14 protein-coding genes are annotated in these 16,854 nt (G+C 45.5%); 8 read left to right on the forward strand and 6 right to left on the reverse strand.

The window, feature by feature from the left end; translation table 11 throughout:
- Positions 1-178: 178 nt before the first annotated feature.
- Together pdsR and pdsS are read left to right on the forward strand one after the other, a co-directional pair.
- Positions 179-865: a proteobacterial dedicated sortase system response regulator gene (gene pdsR, locus C9J01_RS03295; protein ID WP_107296669.1), complete on the forward strand. Its 687-nt coding sequence runs from the start codon at positions 179-181 to the stop codon at positions 863-865.
- Complete coding sequence (gene pdsS / locus C9J01_RS03300) at positions 865-3,096, forward strand: proteobacterial dedicated sortase system histidine kinase (RefSeq protein ID WP_107296670.1); 2,232 nt, start codon at positions 865-867, stop codon at positions 3,094-3,096. Before pdsR ends, pdsS begins: the two co-directional genes overlap by 1 nt.
- 520 nt (positions 3,097-3,616) lie before the next feature.
- Here the strand turns inward: pdsS and C9J01_RS29580 are convergent.
- From C9J01_RS29580 to C9J01_RS03320, 3 genes are all read right to left on the reverse strand, one after another.
- The gene (locus C9J01_RS29580) at positions 3,617-3,781 is read right to left on the reverse strand and encodes a hypothetical protein (RefSeq protein WP_158264483.1); all 165 of its coding nucleotides are present in this window, start codon (positions 3,779-3,781) and stop codon (positions 3,617-3,619) included.
- A gap of 291 nt (positions 3,782-4,072) precedes the next feature.
- On the reverse strand, positions 4,073-5,191 hold the full coding sequence (gene gcvT, locus C9J01_RS03315; RefSeq protein WP_107296673.1) for a glycine cleavage system aminomethyltransferase GcvT: 1,119 nt from the start codon (positions 5,189-5,191) through the stop codon (positions 4,073-4,075).
- 364 nt (positions 5,192-5,555) lie between these two features.
- On the reverse strand, positions 5,556-6,191 hold the full coding sequence (locus C9J01_RS03320) for a helix-turn-helix domain-containing protein (protein ID WP_107296674.1): 636 nt from the start codon (positions 6,189-6,191) through the stop codon (positions 5,556-5,558).
- Positions 6,192-6,764: 573 nt separating this feature from the next.
- Here C9J01_RS03320 and C9J01_RS03325 point away from each other — a divergent pair.
- The 4 genes from C9J01_RS03325 to C9J01_RS03340 all read left to right on the forward strand — a co-directional run bounded on the left by C9J01_RS03325 (position 6,765) and on the right by C9J01_RS03340 (position 12,292).
- Positions 6,765-8,060: a serine hydroxymethyltransferase gene (locus tag C9J01_RS03325; RefSeq protein WP_107296675.1), complete on the forward strand. Its 1,296-nt coding sequence runs from the start codon at positions 6,765-6,767 to the stop codon at positions 8,058-8,060.
- Between the two features lie 106 nt (positions 8,061-8,166).
- Positions 8,167-8,547 (forward strand): glycine cleavage system protein GcvH, encoded by a 381-nt coding sequence (gcvH, locus tag C9J01_RS03330; protein ID WP_107296676.1) that lies wholly within the window; start codon positions 8,167-8,169, stop codon positions 8,545-8,547.
- Between the two features lie 127 nt (positions 8,548-8,674).
- Complete coding sequence (gcvP, locus tag C9J01_RS03335; protein ID WP_107296677.1) at positions 8,675-11,554, forward strand: aminomethyl-transferring glycine dehydrogenase; 2,880 nt, start codon at positions 8,675-8,677, stop codon at positions 11,552-11,554.
- Positions 11,555-11,674: 120 nt separating this feature from the next.
- The gene (locus C9J01_RS03340) at positions 11,675-12,292 is read left to right on the forward strand and encodes a DsbA family protein (protein WP_107296678.1); all 618 of its coding nucleotides are present in this window, start codon (positions 11,675-11,677) and stop codon (positions 12,290-12,292) included.
- A 72-nt stretch (positions 12,293-12,364) separates the two neighbouring features.
- Here the strand turns inward: C9J01_RS03340 and C9J01_RS03345 are convergent, their stop codons facing one another.
- Positions 12,365-13,258 carry an AraC family transcriptional regulator gene (locus C9J01_RS03345; RefSeq protein WP_107296679.1) on the reverse strand — a complete coding sequence of 298 codons (894 nt, stop codon included), beginning with the start codon at positions 13,256-13,258 and terminating at the stop codon, positions 12,365-12,367.
- 180 nt (positions 13,259-13,438) lie between these two features.
- On the opposite strand from C9J01_RS03345, the gene C9J01_RS03350 reads away from it, so the two are divergent.
- A complete protein-coding gene (locus C9J01_RS03350) occupies positions 13,439-14,383 on the forward strand; it encodes an SDR family oxidoreductase (protein ID WP_201797781.1) in 945 nt (314 codons plus the stop codon).
- Positions 14,384-14,450: 67 nt separating this feature from the next.
- Positions 14,451-14,819, forward strand: a complete 369-nt coding sequence (locus C9J01_RS03355) for a DUF4345 family protein (RefSeq protein ID WP_107296681.1) — start codon at positions 14,451-14,453, stop codon at positions 14,817-14,819.
- Between the two features lie 15 nt (positions 14,820-14,834).
- On the opposite strand, the gene C9J01_RS03360 is transcribed toward C9J01_RS03355, so the two are convergent.
- Both C9J01_RS03360 and C9J01_RS03365 read right to left on the reverse strand, forming a co-directional pair.
- Complete coding sequence (locus C9J01_RS03360; protein ID WP_107296682.1) at positions 14,835-16,100, reverse strand: sensor histidine kinase; 1,266 nt, start codon at positions 16,098-16,100, stop codon at positions 14,835-14,837.
- Between the two features lie 10 nt (positions 16,101-16,110).
- Entirely contained in the window at positions 16,111-16,797 is a 687-nt protein-coding gene (locus tag C9J01_RS03365; protein WP_107296683.1) for a response regulator transcription factor, read from the reverse strand.
- Positions 16,798-16,854 lie beyond the last annotated feature (57 nt).

The following is a 16,854-nucleotide window of genomic DNA, read 5'->3' on the forward strand; positions in this document are numbered from 1 at the left end:
GCAAGCCGATCTGGCGAATCAGGGCGCAAAAAAAGGCAATGTCATGATCAATTGTGGCAAAAAAATGGCAATTGACCCGATTGCCTCTACAAGCCTTTTCTATCAGCTAGATTGTTGTATAGTCACAGCATCAACACTGTTCACAATATTCTACCGCCGGCAGTATAGGTAATAAGCCATGAAAAAAATTGTCATTGTCGAAGATGAAAAAGCCATCCGTGAAAACTACATCGATGTACTAAAAAAGCATGGCTACGATGTCCAAGGTTATGACAACCGCCCAGACGCACAACTAGCCTTCGAAAATGAACTGCCAGATTTGGCCATTATTGATATTGGCTTGCAGGATGAAATTGATGGTGGTTTTACCCTTTGCCAGTCTCTACGAGCCTTATCACCAACCTTGCCTATCATTTTTCTCACAGCACGGGACAGCGATTTTGATACGGTATGTGGATTACGCATGGGAGCTGACGACTACCTCACTAAGGATATCAGCCTGCCACATTTGATTGCCCGCATTGCAGCCTTGTTTCGTCGTAGTGATTTAATGCAACAACCGACTGAGAAAGTCGATCTTATTCAGCATGGGGATCTGTCCATCGACAAAAATAAGATGCAGGTATTCTGGCGACAAAACCTTGTAGAGCTGACAGTGACCGAGTTTTGGATGGTCTATGCCCTTGCCAAACGTCCCGGCCATGTGAAAAGCCGGCATGATTTAATGGATGAAGCCCAGGTTGTGGTTGATGACAGTACCATCACTTCACACATCAAGCGTATCCGTAAGAAGTTCATGCAGTTTGACACTAATTTCGACTGCATCAATACCGTTTATGGCATGGGCTACCGCTGGGGGTCTTAATGCTCACAAGATTAAAAACCAAATTAACACATTTCGAACGACCAAAACTCAAGCCAACATTTGGCCTACGTTCAAAAATCACCCTAATTGCATGTTTGCTTCTGACTTTACCTTGGATTGGCTATAACTACATTCTCGAGATGGAAAAGTTACTTCGCCAAGGCCAGGAGCAAACCTTGGTGGGGACTACAAGAGCTGTAGCAACTGCACTCAATGAGCGCCCTAACCTATTTAGCGACCAAGCTAGCTTTCTACAGTCGGTACAAAAAGGGCGTGATTTATATGCCTACGAACTGACATCAGCAATAAAACTTGATGGCCAAATCAATGATTGGGCGGACTACTCCGAGCAGGTAGTCCACTATAGCCGTGAATATGTTCAATTTAGTCGATGGCCATATCAAAGGACCAGCATTCACTTCAATCATATGGTCGGTAAATATGAGGGTTACCTCTACGCGATGTTTGAAGTGAATGACAAAAAGCCTGTCTTACGAAGGAAAGGATCATCGAGGGTCGACCGTAACGACCATATGATCATTGCCATGACAACGCCCAACGGTGATTTTCAACGATATGTCATCTCTGTATATGAAGACGGTTGGTTTAATGCCTGGCAAATAAATGGGGATATTTCCAACCCCGCTGACTTGACCCTCGAAAGCCAAATACAGGGGTATTGGCATTCTACCGACAGTGGCTACAACATCGAACTGCGTATTCCTCTGGAAATGTTAGGAAGCAAACTTGGCTTTGCCTTTTATGATGTTAACAACACCAGCAACCGCGAGATCGAGACGATTATTGGTACCTCAAATACCAACCAACTCAGCAAGCTTGGCACCGTACTTATTCCTTCACCAGAGATCGAAAATATCCTCAAAGGTATGGATCATACAAGTTCTCGTATCTGGGTAATAGACCGGCACCAGCGCATATTAGCCCAAACAGGCGATATCCAAGATTCCAATGGCGTATGGTCATCATCGGTAAAATATAGCGATGACAATGATTCCTGGTGGGCAGCATTAGAACAAAAGTGGCTTCACCCCCTCTACTATCGCTACCTCATCAACGAACCTACTGAATTTCAGGACTCGCTAAAAGATGCAGCCAAAGTTGAAGGCGTGCATATCTCACAAGCACTACAAGGTCGAGGCTATTCACATTGGCGTCGTTCAAGTGATGGCAACGCAATGATATTGGCTGCCGCCTACCCGATCTGGCTAGGTGACAACGTAATGGGTGCAGTAGTCGCAGAAGAGTCGACCATTGGCATCCAGACATTGCGTAACCGAGCCCTTGAGAAGTTACTCAATGCACTTTTCGCCATTATTGTAGTTGGTACAGTTACACTCTTCTTGTTTGCTTCAAATATCTCTCGTCGTATACGAAGGCTCAGAAACGAAGCTGAAAGTGCCATCGATAGCCAAGGGAAGATTCAACATACGATCACTGCGGCAAGTAACAGTGATGAAATTGGCGATCTTAGCCGTAGTTTGGCGGGTATGGTTAATCGACTGGGCCAATATAACCATTATCTCGAGAACCTTTCCTCTCGACTGTCCCATGAATTACGGACGCCTGTCGCAGTTGTTCGGTCTTCCATTGAAAACCTCGCCATGCACGAGCAAGACGAAGACGCTAAGCGCTACATAGATAGAGCGCAGGAAGGCGTTCAAAGGCTAAATACTATTTTGTCGAGCATGACAGAAGCAACACGGATTGAACAAAGCCTGCAAGGCGCGGAAAAAGAAATATTCCCATTTAACGAGTTGGTTGTTGGCTGCATGCAGGGCTATCAAATGGCCTATGAAAACCAACAGTTTAGTGTGGATACAGGAACACGTCCTGTCATGATTGATGGCGCACCAGACTACTTGGCCCAGTTACTCGACAAGCTTATTTCAAACGCCGTCGATTTTAGCCAAAATGATCAACCGATCAGCGTGACATTGTCACAACAAAATAACCAAGCTTATCTGATAGTCAGTAATAAGGGTCCACTGCTTCCGGAAAATATGGGCGATCAGTTACTGAACTCAATGGTATCCGTTCGTACTCAAAACCAGCAAAGCAAACCTCACTTAGGGCTTGGGCTGTTCATCGCTCGCTTGATTACTGACTATCATCAAGGAAAGATTCTACTGAGGAATCGTAAAGATAATCTGGGTGTTGAAGTCTGCGTCATGCTACCAACAGTGACGCTAGAGGGAGAATCAAAGAACTAGGCCATTACAGCAGCGGTAAACAAGCCAATTGCCGCTGCTATTGCTACGATCGCTAACAGGATCTCGAATAACATTTCTCGCATATTTAATTGCTCACGTACAAACAATGGAAACTTAGTCAAATAATGCCGCATAACCATATACTCACAAGGTTTAATGAAAGCCTGATGCTTCTTAAGAAGCAAAGGATAAAATAGCTTCCATTAATTGATTAATTTACCTTAGAGATAGTACGCCTATCGGCTAAATATAAGCTGAACAGTTAAATCACAGCCGATAGATTAGCCAGACGTCTGAAACAACGAGAAATCAACATAAGACACTGTTTTAGATAAATAAAACATTAAGACATCAACAAGCAGCTTAAAAGGCGCTGACAACGAATGTAAAATTACAAATAAATATTACCATCAGACAGGTTGTGTTCAGAATTGATAAGGCGTGATTAGAAGATATTTGTTGAATTAATAAAAATGATTAACCCAACAAATATCCCTTATTAACGAGTGATATTTAGCTATTAATTTTTTTCACTCAACTTCTCATCAGTTTTATTTTCTTCGAGCCAATTCTCATTATTTAAATCATTGGTTTGAGCAAAAATCTCCTGCTCTTTTTGTTCAATGGCCTTGTACTGATTCTCACAGACGGATCGGGTAACCTTGTCTTGGCCAAAAGAAGACATGCACCTATCCATATACTCGTCAAACCCCATCAGTAAAGATTCGGCGGACACACTGAATGACATTACCATCGTAAAAGCAACCGTCGAGATATATCTCGAAGCACGATTCTTAAGTAAGCAACCCTTTTGCATATCAACCCCTGCTTAGTTGGCATCGCCTTACTTAAAGCAAAGTTGATTTCAGCGTACTTTTCCAACCTGACTTTGAGACAAAAAAAGGGGCCTAGATAGCCCCTTTAGAGATATGCAATGAAATCTTAGGATATCAATGCATTACTGACGGTTACTTCATTAACCACGGTAGTAGTTTTGTGGAACGAATGGCATTTTTTCTACTGTCATCGGTAGCTTTTTGCCACGCACTTCAGCGAAAATCTCAGTGCCGATCACAGCGAGGTCTGTTTTGACATAACCCATCGCTACCGGTGCACCTTTCGTTGGGCCAAAAGTACCAGAGGTAACAATACCGATTTCATTATCATCAGCATCAAACAACTTGCTACCTTCACGTACAGGTGCCTTTGATTGACCAATCAAACCAACACGCTTACGAGCAACATCTTTCGATTTGATCTGCTCAAGAATAATGTCAGCACCAGGGAAGCCACCAGCACGTTCACCATCGGCACGGCGAGGCTTGCTAATACCCCACAACAAACTGCCTTCAACTGGCGTTGTTGTCGTATCAATATCATGACCATACAGGCATAGACCACACTCAAGACGAAGCGAGTCACGAGCACCAAGGCCAATCCACTCTACTTCTTCTTGCCCAAGCAATTCACGGGCTAGCGCATCTGCTTTATCAGCTGGTACTGAAATTTCATAGCCATCTTCGCCAGTGTAACCAGAACGGCTAACTAGGCACTCAACACCCATCAATTCAACTTTTGCAGCATCCATGAAAATCATGTCGCTAACAGTTGGGTTCAAACGAGCCAAAACCTGTGCCGCCTTAGGACCTTGTAGTGCTAGCAAGGCGCGGTCTTCGATGATTTCTAGTGTGACATCTTCAGGTAGGTGCGCTTTGATATGGGCAATGTCTTGTTCTTTACATGCCGCGTTCACAACGACAAACAGGTGATCACCAAAGTTTGTCACCATCAGGTCGTCAAGGATGCCACCCTGCTCGTTTGTGAAGAACGCATAACGCTGCTTGCCTTCAGGCAGGTCGATGATATCAACAGGTACAAGAGCCTCAATGGCTTTTGCTGCATTTGCACCGTGCAGGCGAAGTTGCCCCATGTGAGAAACATCGAATAGACCAGCCGACTCACGGCAATGGATATGTTCTTTACGTACACCTAGCGCATACTGAACCGGCATATCATAACCAGCGAAAGGAACCATTTTGGCGCCCATCTCAATGTGTAGTGCGTGTAGTGGTGTTACCAGTAATTCTTGTGACATACGATTTTACTCCATACACCGCGAGCAATGCGGCGATACTCCATATCAGCTGTTACAACCATGTTATACATGGTTTCTTATAGTAAACAAAGTTTCCTATCATTCAAACCGTGCCACATCACACATTTGAACCATAGGTAAATAATCTTGGGTTAACACTTTTTCAAAATAAAAGGAGCCTCACAATAAGCTCCTCTTCTTAAGTACCCAGCCACCAATTGTTAAAACACTCAATAAGATTAACAATCAGCAACCATAATATTGGCATTCAATCACCATGCGAAAAGACAGCAGATAAAACTGTTTATTGATCAAAACAATTTCTTGGCCGCTCGCTCTTCACATCAAAAAGTGACAAGGTCACTTACGAAGCTGTGACCCACAAAATCAAAGCATCGTCTTCACTGACCGATGTCAGCATATGACCCATGTTGGCATCGTAATAAACAGAATCCCCTTCGCTTAAATTCACTGGCTCATAGAACTCTGAATAGAAAGTGATCTCACCATCCAAAACCAACAAGAACTCTTCACCATCATGACGAATCCAATCTGAGTAATCCTCAAAAGCCCGTGCTCGCACTTTTGATTTAAAAGGCATCATCTTCTTGTTAGTTAGTTGTGTTGCCAACAGCTCATGTTCATAGGTTGTTGTAGGGTGTGGCTTGCCCTGCTCTTTGCGTGTAATGTCCCTACGCCCAGTTGCTTTAAGTTGCTTAGGTGGTGCAAAAAGCTGTGGAATATCAATCTCTAAGCCACCAGCCAACTTTTGCATCGCCTGAAATGTCGGTGAAATTTGCTCGTTTTCAATTTTAGACAGTGTAGAGCGAGCAAGACCTGTACGTTTACTGGCTTCCTCTAGCGTCAGGCCGTGGGCCATACGGATTTCTTTGAGCCGCTTTCCTAATTGCATTGGCTCAATCTTATCTGCCTTGTCTGACTCAAACTCTTTTACGACGGTCATTGATGGATAGACATCAACCTGTTGTTCGTCACTCATTACTTCCCTCCCTGGTAACGACACTTACTTCATTCTGGCATAGCAACTCGGAAACATAAAAGCGCATCGATAAAAAAAATATGACCAATGCATCATATTTGAAATTTAGTTTCCAAAAGGAAACAGAGCAAAAATCAATAACTCCCCTCGCATTGAATCTCACTTAAAACTGCATAACTACGTCAATCACAAATCCTTTGTCAATGCGTTGTAGAACATCATAATCCCTTGCGTTACAAGGGCTGGTATACAATTTTAACCTTTTTAATACAGTTGACAGCCATCGACTCTTTAGAAAAAAGTTAACATCATATTAGAAATTTAGTTTGCAAAAGGCAAACGTTTGCGTAAGATTGTGACTACTAAAGTACATGATGTTCCACTATTGGAAATTTTCGTTTAATCGGCTATCTATAATAAGGCATGTTATGCAGTTGTTAGGGTGATACGTTACTCAACGCGTATTACTGGTATTCAGCAACGTGTAACTACAACTATCCATAACAACGATACACGCTTTGGCTCGGAACAAGGGATGACCTTCTTAAGAGCGCGATTAGAGGATAACGTGAAATGAAAGCTTCATACCAAAACCACGATTTAGAAGTGTTCTTCTCAACCCACCTTGCTGAGGTTGATGGCGCTGTCAACGCAGGCATTGCTGCAGAACTCACACGCCAGAACCAGCAGATCGAGTTGATTGCATCAGAGAACATTGTCTCTAAAGCGGTCATGCAGGCCCAAGGCAGCTGTCTAACTAACAAGTATGCTGAAGGTTATGCAGGTCGCCGTTACTACGGTGGTTGTGAGCATGTCGACGAAGTAGAACGCATCGCTATTGCCCGCGCTAAGCAGCTTTTCCAATGTGAATACGTCAATGTTCAGCCTCACTCAGGCGCACAAGCCAATGGCGCTGTAATGCTAGCCCTGCTTCAACCAGGCGACACTATTTTGGGTATGTCTCTTGATGCAGGTGGCCACCTAACGCACGGTGCGCGCCCAGCTCTCTCTGGTAAATGGTTCGATGCCGTCCAATACGGTGTAGATAAAGAGACTTGTGAAATTGATTACGAGCAGGTTCGTCAGCTTGCTATCGAAAGCCAGCCAAAAATGATCATTGCTGGTGGTTCAGCTATTCCTCGCCAAATTGATTTCGCTAAGTTCCGTGCTATCGCTGATGAAGTTGGCGCATTCCTAATGGTTGATATGGCGCACATTGCTGGCCTTATCGCTGCTGGCGAGCACCCTAGCCCAATCCCTCATGCCCACGTTATTACAACAACCACGCACAAAACACTGCGAGGCCCTCGTGGCGGCATGATCCTAACCAACCATGAAGATATCAATAAGAAGATCAACTCTGCGGTTTTCCCTGGTCTTCAAGGTGGTCCATTAATGCATGTTATTGCTGGTAAAGCGGTAGCGTTGGGTGAAGCGCTAGAGCCTGAATTTAAGTTATATATCAAGAATGTGATCAACAACGCGAAAGTCTTGGCCGAAGTACTGCAAGCTCGCGGATGCGATATCGTCACTAACGGTACCGACACACATTTGATGTTGGTTGACCTACGTCCGAAAGGCCTAAAAGGCAACCAAGTTGAAGAAGCACTGGAGCGTGCAGGCATTACCTGTAACAAAAACGGTATACCTTTTGATCCAGAAAAACCAATGGTGACTTCAGGCATTCGCCTTGGTACACCAGCTGGCACAAGCCGTGGTTTCGGTGCAGAAGAATTTAAGCAAATTGGTCAGTGGATCGGCGATGTACTTGATGGTTTGGCAGCAAACCCAGAAGACAACAGCGCCGTTGAGAAGCAAGTGAAGCAACAAGTTCAGAAGCTTTGCAGTCGCTTCCCTCTTTACCAATAAGCTGAACGATAAAACTGTCTAACACTTATTTTGACCTAGCGGCTGGTAAAGCCAGTCGCTGAAACAACTAATAAAATCTGCGGAAAGATTGCGCAAGGAGTTACAAATGGAAAATACACTGAAGTTCGCTGAAAGCCACGAGTGGGTACGAGACAATGGTGACGGCACTATCACTATGGGTATCTCTGACCACGCTCAGGGGCTGCTTGGTGATGTTGTATTTGTTGACCTACCAGAAGTTGGTGATTCAACAGAAGCTGGCGAGTCTTTCTCTCTTGTTGAGTCAGTCAAAGCCGCATCTGATATCTACGCACCAATTACGGGTGAAATCGTTGAAGTTAACGAAGAGCTGGAAGACAGCCCTGAGCTTGTAAACGAAGAACCATACGAAGGCGGCTGGATTGCTAAAATCAAGGTTCAGGATGTAGAGGAACTCTCTAACCTGATCGACGCTGAAAAATACCTAGCAACCATCGAAGAAGACTAATTGAGCTGGGCTTTCGGGTAAATCATCTGAAAGCCCATTTAACACAGATATTCGCTCAACAACTCGATGACCCTAAACTATTGCAATATGCTCAATGCAATAGGTAGTAACTGTTCAGGAAAGAACCATGACCGACATGACTCTTCTAAATGCTCTAAGTGACGATAAAGAATTTGCAGGTCGTCACAATGGCCCGGATTCGGCACAACAAAAAATCATGCTGGAAACCATTGGCGCATCAAGCGTCGATCAGCTAATCGATGAAACGGTTCCGGCAGCAATTCGCCTACCACAGGCAATGCAGCTCGACCTGCCACAAAGCGAAGCGGACATGCTGGCCTCTCTGAAAGCTATCGCCAGCAAAAACATCATCAACCGCAGCTTTATCGGTCAGGGTTACTACAACACCTTTACGCCAAACGTTATCCTACGTAACGTTCTGGAAAATCCAGGTTGGTACACTGCTTATACTCCTTACCAGCCTGAAATCTCACAGGGCCGCCTAGAATCACTGCTTAATTACCAGCAGGTGATCATGGACCTAACGGGCATGGAACTGGCTAACGCTTCCCTACTTGATGAAGCAACAGCAGCGGCAGAAGCCATGACCTTGTGCCAGCGCGCTAGCAAAAACAAGAGCAAGGCGTTCTTTGTTTCTAACGACTTGCACCCACAGACAGTTGATGTTGTCCTGACTCGTGCCGGTTACATCGGTATCGAGATCATCCGTGGTGACATCCAAGATCTTGACCAGCACGATGTATTCGGTGCTTTGGTTCAATACCCTGGTACTACAGGTAACGTACAAGATCTAACAGACATTATCGAAGCTGCACACGCCAAGAAGACCTTGGTTGCAGTGGCTTCAGACCTGCTTGCCCTTACCCTGCTTAAAGCACCAGGTGAAATGGGCGCAGACGTGGTTATCGGCTCGGCACAGCGCTTCGGCGTACCTATGGGCTTCGGTGGTCCACACGCTGGCTTCATGGCAACTAAAGACAAGCACAAACGTACTATGCCAGGTCGTGTTATCGGTGTGTCTAAAGACTCCCGTGACAACCAAGCACTTCGTATGGCAATGCAGACGCGTGAGCAGCATATCCGCCGTGAGAAAGCGACTTCTAACATCTGTACCGCTCAGGCGCTACTTGCCAACATGGCAGCCTTCTACGCGCTATACCACGGTCCTGAAGGTCTACGCAAAATCGGCCGCCGTGTACACCACCTAACAGCGATTCTTGCTGCTGGTCTTCGCAACTCAGGCATCGAACTGGCTAATGACAGCTTCTTCGATACCCTAACGTTGAACACCGGCAAGAAAACCACTGAGTTCTACAACAAGGCGCTAGATGCTGGCATCAACCTACGTAAGTACGACTCACAGCTAGGTATCAGCATTGACGAAACCACTAAGGTTGCCGACATCGAAGAGCTACTCGCTCTATTCAGCGGCGATGACCTGAAAGCGTCAATGTTCACAGCTGATATCGCCAGCGACGAGTTTGCAGCAATTCCTGAGAGCTGCCGCCGTACCAGCCAGTACCTGACTCACCCAGTGTTCAACCAGTACCACAGTGAAACGCTAATGATGCGTTACATGAAGAAACTGGAAAACAAGGATTACTCGCTAACTCACGGCATGATCCCGCTAGGTAGCTGTACCATGAAGCTAAACGCTGCTGCAGAGATGATCCCTGTTACTTGGCCTGAGTTTGGTGCCCTACACCCATTCGCACCAGCAGACCAAGCGAAAGGTTATGCTGAACTAGCAGACAACCTGTCTAAGATGCTTTGTGAAATCACTGGCTACGACGCATTCTCGCTACAGCCTAACTCTGGCGCTCAAGGCGAATACGCAGGTCTTATCGCCATCCAGCGCTACCATGAAGCTAATGGCGACTCACACCGTAATGTATGTTTGATCCCAAGCTCTGCGCACGGTACTAACCCTGCATCAGCGGCAATGGTTTCAATGAAAGTTGTGGTTGTTGGCTGTGATGATCAGGGCAACATCGATGTTGAAGATCTTAAAGCGAAGATCGAAAAACACCGTGACAACCTGTCTTGCATCATGATCACCTACCCTTCTACCCACGGTGTATATGAAGAAGCTGTACAGGAAGTTTGTGAGCTTGTTCATGAAGCTGGCGGTCAGGTTTACCTTGACGGTGCCAACATGAACGCACAGGTTGGCCTAACTAGCCCTGGCTTCATTGGCTCTGACGTTTCTCACCTTAACCTGCACAAGACCTTCTGTATCCCACACGGTGGCGGCGGTCCAGGTATGGGTCCTATCGGTGTTAAATCTCACCTTGCTCCGTTCCTACCGGGTCACGTTGAGAACACTGAAGCAGACCAACCACAATATGCGGTTTCTGCTGCAGACCTTGGTTCTGCATCAATTCTGCCTATCTCTTACGCTTACATCGCAATGATGGGCGAAGAAGGTTTGACTGAAGCAACCAAACTAGCAATCCTGAACGCTAACTACGTAATGGAGCGTCTACGCCCGCACTACCCAGTGCTTTACCGTGGTACACACGGCCGTATTGCACACGAATGTATTATCGACATCCGTCCAATCAAAGAAGCATCGGGTATCTCGGAAGAAGATGTTGCTAAGCGTCTAATGGACTACGGTTTCCACGCGCCAACTATGTCGTTCCCAGTCGCGGGTACGCTAATGATTGAGCCAACGGAGTCAGAAGACATTGCTGAGCTAGACCGTTTCTGTGAAGCCATGATTGCTATCCGTCACGAAATTGCCCGTGTTCAAGATGGCGAGTGGGATCTTAAAGACAACCCACTAGTTAACGCCCCTCACACCCAGGCTGACATGATGGACGCAGAGTGGAACCGCAGCTACAGCCGTGAACTTGCTTGCTTCCCATCAGCACAAACCAAAGACTCGAAATACTGGCCAACAGTGAACCGTGTCGATAACGTGTTTGGTGACCGTAACCTTGTTTGTTCTTGCCCAAGCATCGAGAACTACATGGAAGACTAAGGTTTAAAGCGTAATGCTTTTAATAGCCCAAAATAATTTGGACTAACCTTTCAAAAATGGACAAACTTCGGTTTGTCCATTTTTTCTATTAGCACGACGACAACCAAGGAAGGAAAGACTATGCCCTCATCAAAGGCAACACTGTATTACGTTTACGACCCAATGTGCTCATGGTGCTGGGGATATAAGCCAACATGGGATCAAGTCACCGAAGCCGTTACTGATCAGGTGGAAATCGTCTATGTCCTTGGTGGCCTTGCCCCAGATTCTGACGTACCTATGCCCGAGATCATGCAACAGCAGATTATGTCTTATTGGAAGAAAATCGAAGACTACTTAGGCACCCGCTTCAATTATGATTTCTGGGCCAACAATACACCTCGGCGTTCCACTTACCCTTCGTGCCGTGCGATTCTCGCCGCCCGCTCGCAAGGTGCTGAGCTCGCAATGTTAAATGCGATTCAAGAGGACTACTATCTGAATGCCAAAAACCCCAGCGATAACGATGTCTTGCTCAGTCTAGGTCAAAACATTGGTTTAGATATGGCCAAATTCGAAGCGGAGTTTCTTTCACAGCAGAATCATCAACGTTTATTAGATGAAATAGATTTTGCCCGCTCAATTGGTGGAAATAGTTTTCCATCGCTAATCATGCAAAACTCAGATAGCGTTATTCAACTACCGATTGATTACCAAAATGCTGCAACGACCATTACTCAAATCAGAAGTATGATCTAAGCCTAAAACGATAAAGGCGAACCATTAGTTCGCCTTTTGATTGTTCATTTATCTTTTCAGCAGAGTGTAGAACTATGCAATACTCTCAAGGAGATCTTTTGATTGGCTCCATTTTTTCGGCGATTGGCCATACAACCGCTTAAATTCACGACTAAATTGTGTTGAGCTTACATAGCCTACTGCCATAGCCGCTTCACTGACATTCATACCTGCGGCAATCCTCATTGCTGCATTGTTTAGGCGCATTGCTTTCATAAATTGAATCGGTGACATTCTGGTGGCCTGTTTGAATTTACGGTGGAATACGGCGCGGCTCATACCAACTAACGAAGCGAGTTCATCAATCGTGACATTCTTTTTGAGGTTCATAGATAGGTACTGAATGGATCGCGCGATTTCGTTGCCAATACCGAAGGATCTTCTAGCTGAAATGCCGGCATCGCCTTTTAAAACGGCATAATACAACTCTCGCAAACGGCTTTCGCCAAGGATTGATATATCCATCATATCCTCTCCTAGCTGAAGTAACCGTAATAGAGCATCCGAAAAGCTATCGTCCCAACTAGCAAGCGAAAGCCCCTGGGGTTGTGAGTTGCCTTTAGGAAGCTTAATTGCGCCACCCGCACTTTCCATTTCTATCGCCAACTCGGTCATTACTTTGGTATCAAGGGAGATATAAATACCCAATAATGGATCTTCGGGCGAAGCCTCTGGCGTTCCTGCTTCAACAGGCATTGAAACAGTACAGCACATGTACTGACTGTTATCGTAAATATATTTGTCACCATCGAGTATTGCTTCTTTTCTTCCACTTAATATGACTATCACAGCAGGCTCATACACCGCTGGCGCACAAGGGATAGCATTAGTTACTTTAAAAATACGCACACCATTAATGCCTGTTTCCACCATACCATCTTCAGTAATACGCTTTTCTACCAACTGTTTTATTTTATCCCTTTTCATCGCCATACCCACCAGACCACATCGATACAAATAGGCATGTTTTAGAGATAAATCCGTCTATTTATGCCCCACCGTGAGAGTTATATTATCTTCCAGACAACGATACTACTGCAGACAACGGCGTACAAGTTCCTTTCTCGCAGTATCACGGTTTAAGGCATTACTGATAAGGTTTACATCATGACAACTAAGCTATTTGGTACAAAAGGTTGGACTCCAGAGCGTATCGGTTCTCTTAATGGCAAGACTTACGTCATAACGGGTGCTAACAGTGGTGCTGGCTTTGAAGCATCTCGCATCCTTCTTTCCAAAGGTGCAAAAGTTGTCATGATGAATCGCAATCCAGTCAAATCGGCAGCAGCAATCGAACAGCTAAAACAAGATCTAGGTGACCATATTGATGTGCGTTTCGTTCAGATGGATTTGGCCGAGCTTTCATCCGTGCGCCAAGCTGCAGATGAACTATTGGGGTCAACACCAGTAATTGACGCACTCATCTGTAATGGCGCTATTGCTCAGGTCGCCAAACAAGAAATCACTTTAGATGGTTTTGAGAGTCAACTTGGGGTCAATCACTTTGGTCATTTCTTACTGTGTGGCTTACTGTTCGATCGAATCGAAGCATCTCAAGGACGTATTATCGTTGTTGGCAGCAACGCCTATAAAATGGGCCTAAAAAGAATTAAGTTCGAAGATCTCAATTTTAATAGTAAATACACCGCTTGGGACTCTTACGCTCAGAGTAAACTCGCCCAGATGATGTTTGCCTATGAACTTCAACGCCGTATTGACGTTGCAGGAAAACAAGTCGAGGTTCAGGTGTGTCACCCAGGAGCATCTCGTACCAACTTATTGATGGATACTGCTAGCACTTTCAACAAAATGCTATGGTCGGTGCTTTCTCGTGTCATCGCTCAGTCGGCAGAAAAAGGCGCTTGGCCTGAGGTAATGTGTGCGACGGAAGATAATTTACAGCCCGCAACACTTTACGGCCCTACCAAACGTGCTGATACCGTTGGTCCGGTTGGAGCCTGTAAATTGGATGATGTTGCTTTGGATACTGAAATGGCAGCAAAACTCTGGTCGCTTTCTGAGCAAAAAACAGCATTAAACTGGGCGTTGTAACTATGTTTTTCGTGCAACGAAACCATATGTACCCGAAAATGCTACTTATATTCTGGATTGAAGAACGATGATAGAAAATACCTTGATTTTACGATGTGCAGGCATCTTATTGATTATTATTGGCTTGGTGTTAGTAGCCAACCCAGAACTCCTCAGTAACAAGCCGATCCCAGATGATACTTTTCAAGCTATCGAACGCAGAATATGGTGGGGGTTGCTGATCGGATTCGGTTCTTTGTTGCTGTTTCACCACCAGTTACAACCTTGGATGACGACAATTGCCGCTACCAGTGCCTCTCTTGTGTTTGGTTTACTTATAGCAAGGTTAATAGGAATAATGTTGGACGGCTCAGTTGCCAAACAATGGTTATATGTAGGAATCGAAGTGATTCTTCTGATTCCATTAGTGTGGTGGTACCTTCGTACTCAAAGCTAAACAGCAAGAATTTTATTAAGTGGCAGTATCAAACACCACTTCAACCCTCCAGCCATCATTAGCTTGGGTGGTTTGATATTGCCAGCCGTACTGGGCGATAAGGCGCTGGGTGAGCTCGAGCCCGAGGCCGAATCCTAGGTCATCCTGTGTTTTTGAAGTGTTAACGTTGCGGTTAACGATTGAGAAGTGACTGCCTGATTGCTCAATCGAGACTTCACCGTGTTGAGTGTGCTGAAAAGCATTGCGTATCAGGTTGGTAATGACGATACGGCACAGTCCTTCGGGGAGAGCCATTTCAGAGTCATCAACATTGACAGACACATCCACCTTTTTCTCTTGCAGCAGATAGTGCAGCTCAGATTCAATTTGCTTAATCAGTTCACCCACTTTAATAGTACGGCTTGGCAGGCTCTTGTCTTCCTGGCGGTTTAACCACAGCAAAGTTTCCGTTAAGTCAGTCATAGTAAACACGGCCCGCTCGATCCGATCCACTACTTCAATCTGCTTTTCTGGCGCAACTTGCTTGGTGATCATCTTACGTAGCAATTCGCTATTGGTGCGGGTAACGGCAATCGGTGTCCGCAATTCGTGACTGGCATAACCGAGGAACCGCTGTTCCCGTTCAAGGCTTTCTTGAACCGAACTCAGGCTTGATTTGATGATCCCTGCTAGGGAGTTGAGTTCGCTGTAATGGAAGTTCGGCACTGGCTGAGTGAGCTGATCTTTATCCAGCGATTTTGCCCAGTCTCGCAATTTCTCAACTGGAGATGAGATCTTTCTTTGCACCACTATCAGCACCACAGCAAAAAAGATGATAGCTGCGAATCCAGTCAGGATAATGTAGAAAAACGGGGGAACCTCTTCATTAAGACGTTTATTGGCATCTAAATCATCCAGTACCAATGATATAAAACGAACTTCTTCGTTTCTAACCACTTTCATCACAAAGTAGCCAAACTCAGGCGGGGATAAAATGGCTGTGGCTTCTATTTTCTTATGTAATTGACCAAGCTCCAGCTCATCAGCATGCCAGTTTTGCTGAATTTGTTGCGGTAAGTCTTCCCACTTTGCGGCAATAGTGAGTTCATCCATTTGCAATGGTGCATTGTTATTCCCTAACGGTAGCTCGGAGACTTGAGAGCGGAAAAATTCCGTCATAGCAGTATCCATGCCGGAGAAAAAGTATCTCACTGCAGTAACGGTGAGAACACCAATCGTCACTGTGCCTGCAAACAACATAGCAACTAAAAAGTAGATCCGAATACTTGGCCTTATTTTCATCGGCTGTCACTCACTCCTTTTCGCCCTTTCTCAGAGCAAAACCATGCCCGGTGATGGTTTGGATTAATTTGCCCTCTGCACTGGCATCGACGGCTTTTCGCACATTGAACATGTGGACTTTCAAGCTGTTGCTATCGGGTTGTTCATCCCCCCATACTGCCTGCATCAATGTTTCTCGAGAAACGGGGTTGGGACTATTTCGCATTAGGCATTCGAGCAATTTAAGCCCGATTGGCGAAAGCTTGATGTTCTCCCCAGCCCTGCTAGCCCTTTTCTCTTGCAGGTCGAGTACAAGATCGTCCACGATGAGTTTACTAATTTGACCGCTACGCCGGCGGGCAAGGACTTGTGCCCTGACAATCAGCTCTTCCATGGCAAACGGCTTAACCAAATAATCATCCGCGCCTTTGGAAAAGCCGGTTAGTTTATCGTCCAAGGTATCGCGGGCAGTCAGCATCAAGATCGGTACATCGATACCCTGCGTCCGGATCCGCTCGCACACTTCAAGGCCATTCATCTTGGGTAAGTTGAGATCCAATATCACGACGTCGTATTGGTTTGTGCTAATGAGATGGTGGCCAGACTGGCCGTTGGCGGCATGGTCACACTGAATATCTTCCAGCTCCAGATAATCAATAACGGCTTTGGCCAAGTCGATATCGTCTTCGACCAAGAGGAGTTGCAAATTGTCAGCCATAATTGATTCCTTGTTAAGCTTTGAACAAAGCCCCGCCGTATGACCAGCGGGGCTAAA

It is taken from the genome of Photobacterium rosenbergii (assembly GCF_003026455.1).
In the GTDB taxonomy this organism is placed as follows: domain Bacteria; phylum Pseudomonadota; class Gammaproteobacteria; order Enterobacterales; family Vibrionaceae; genus Photobacterium; species Photobacterium rosenbergii.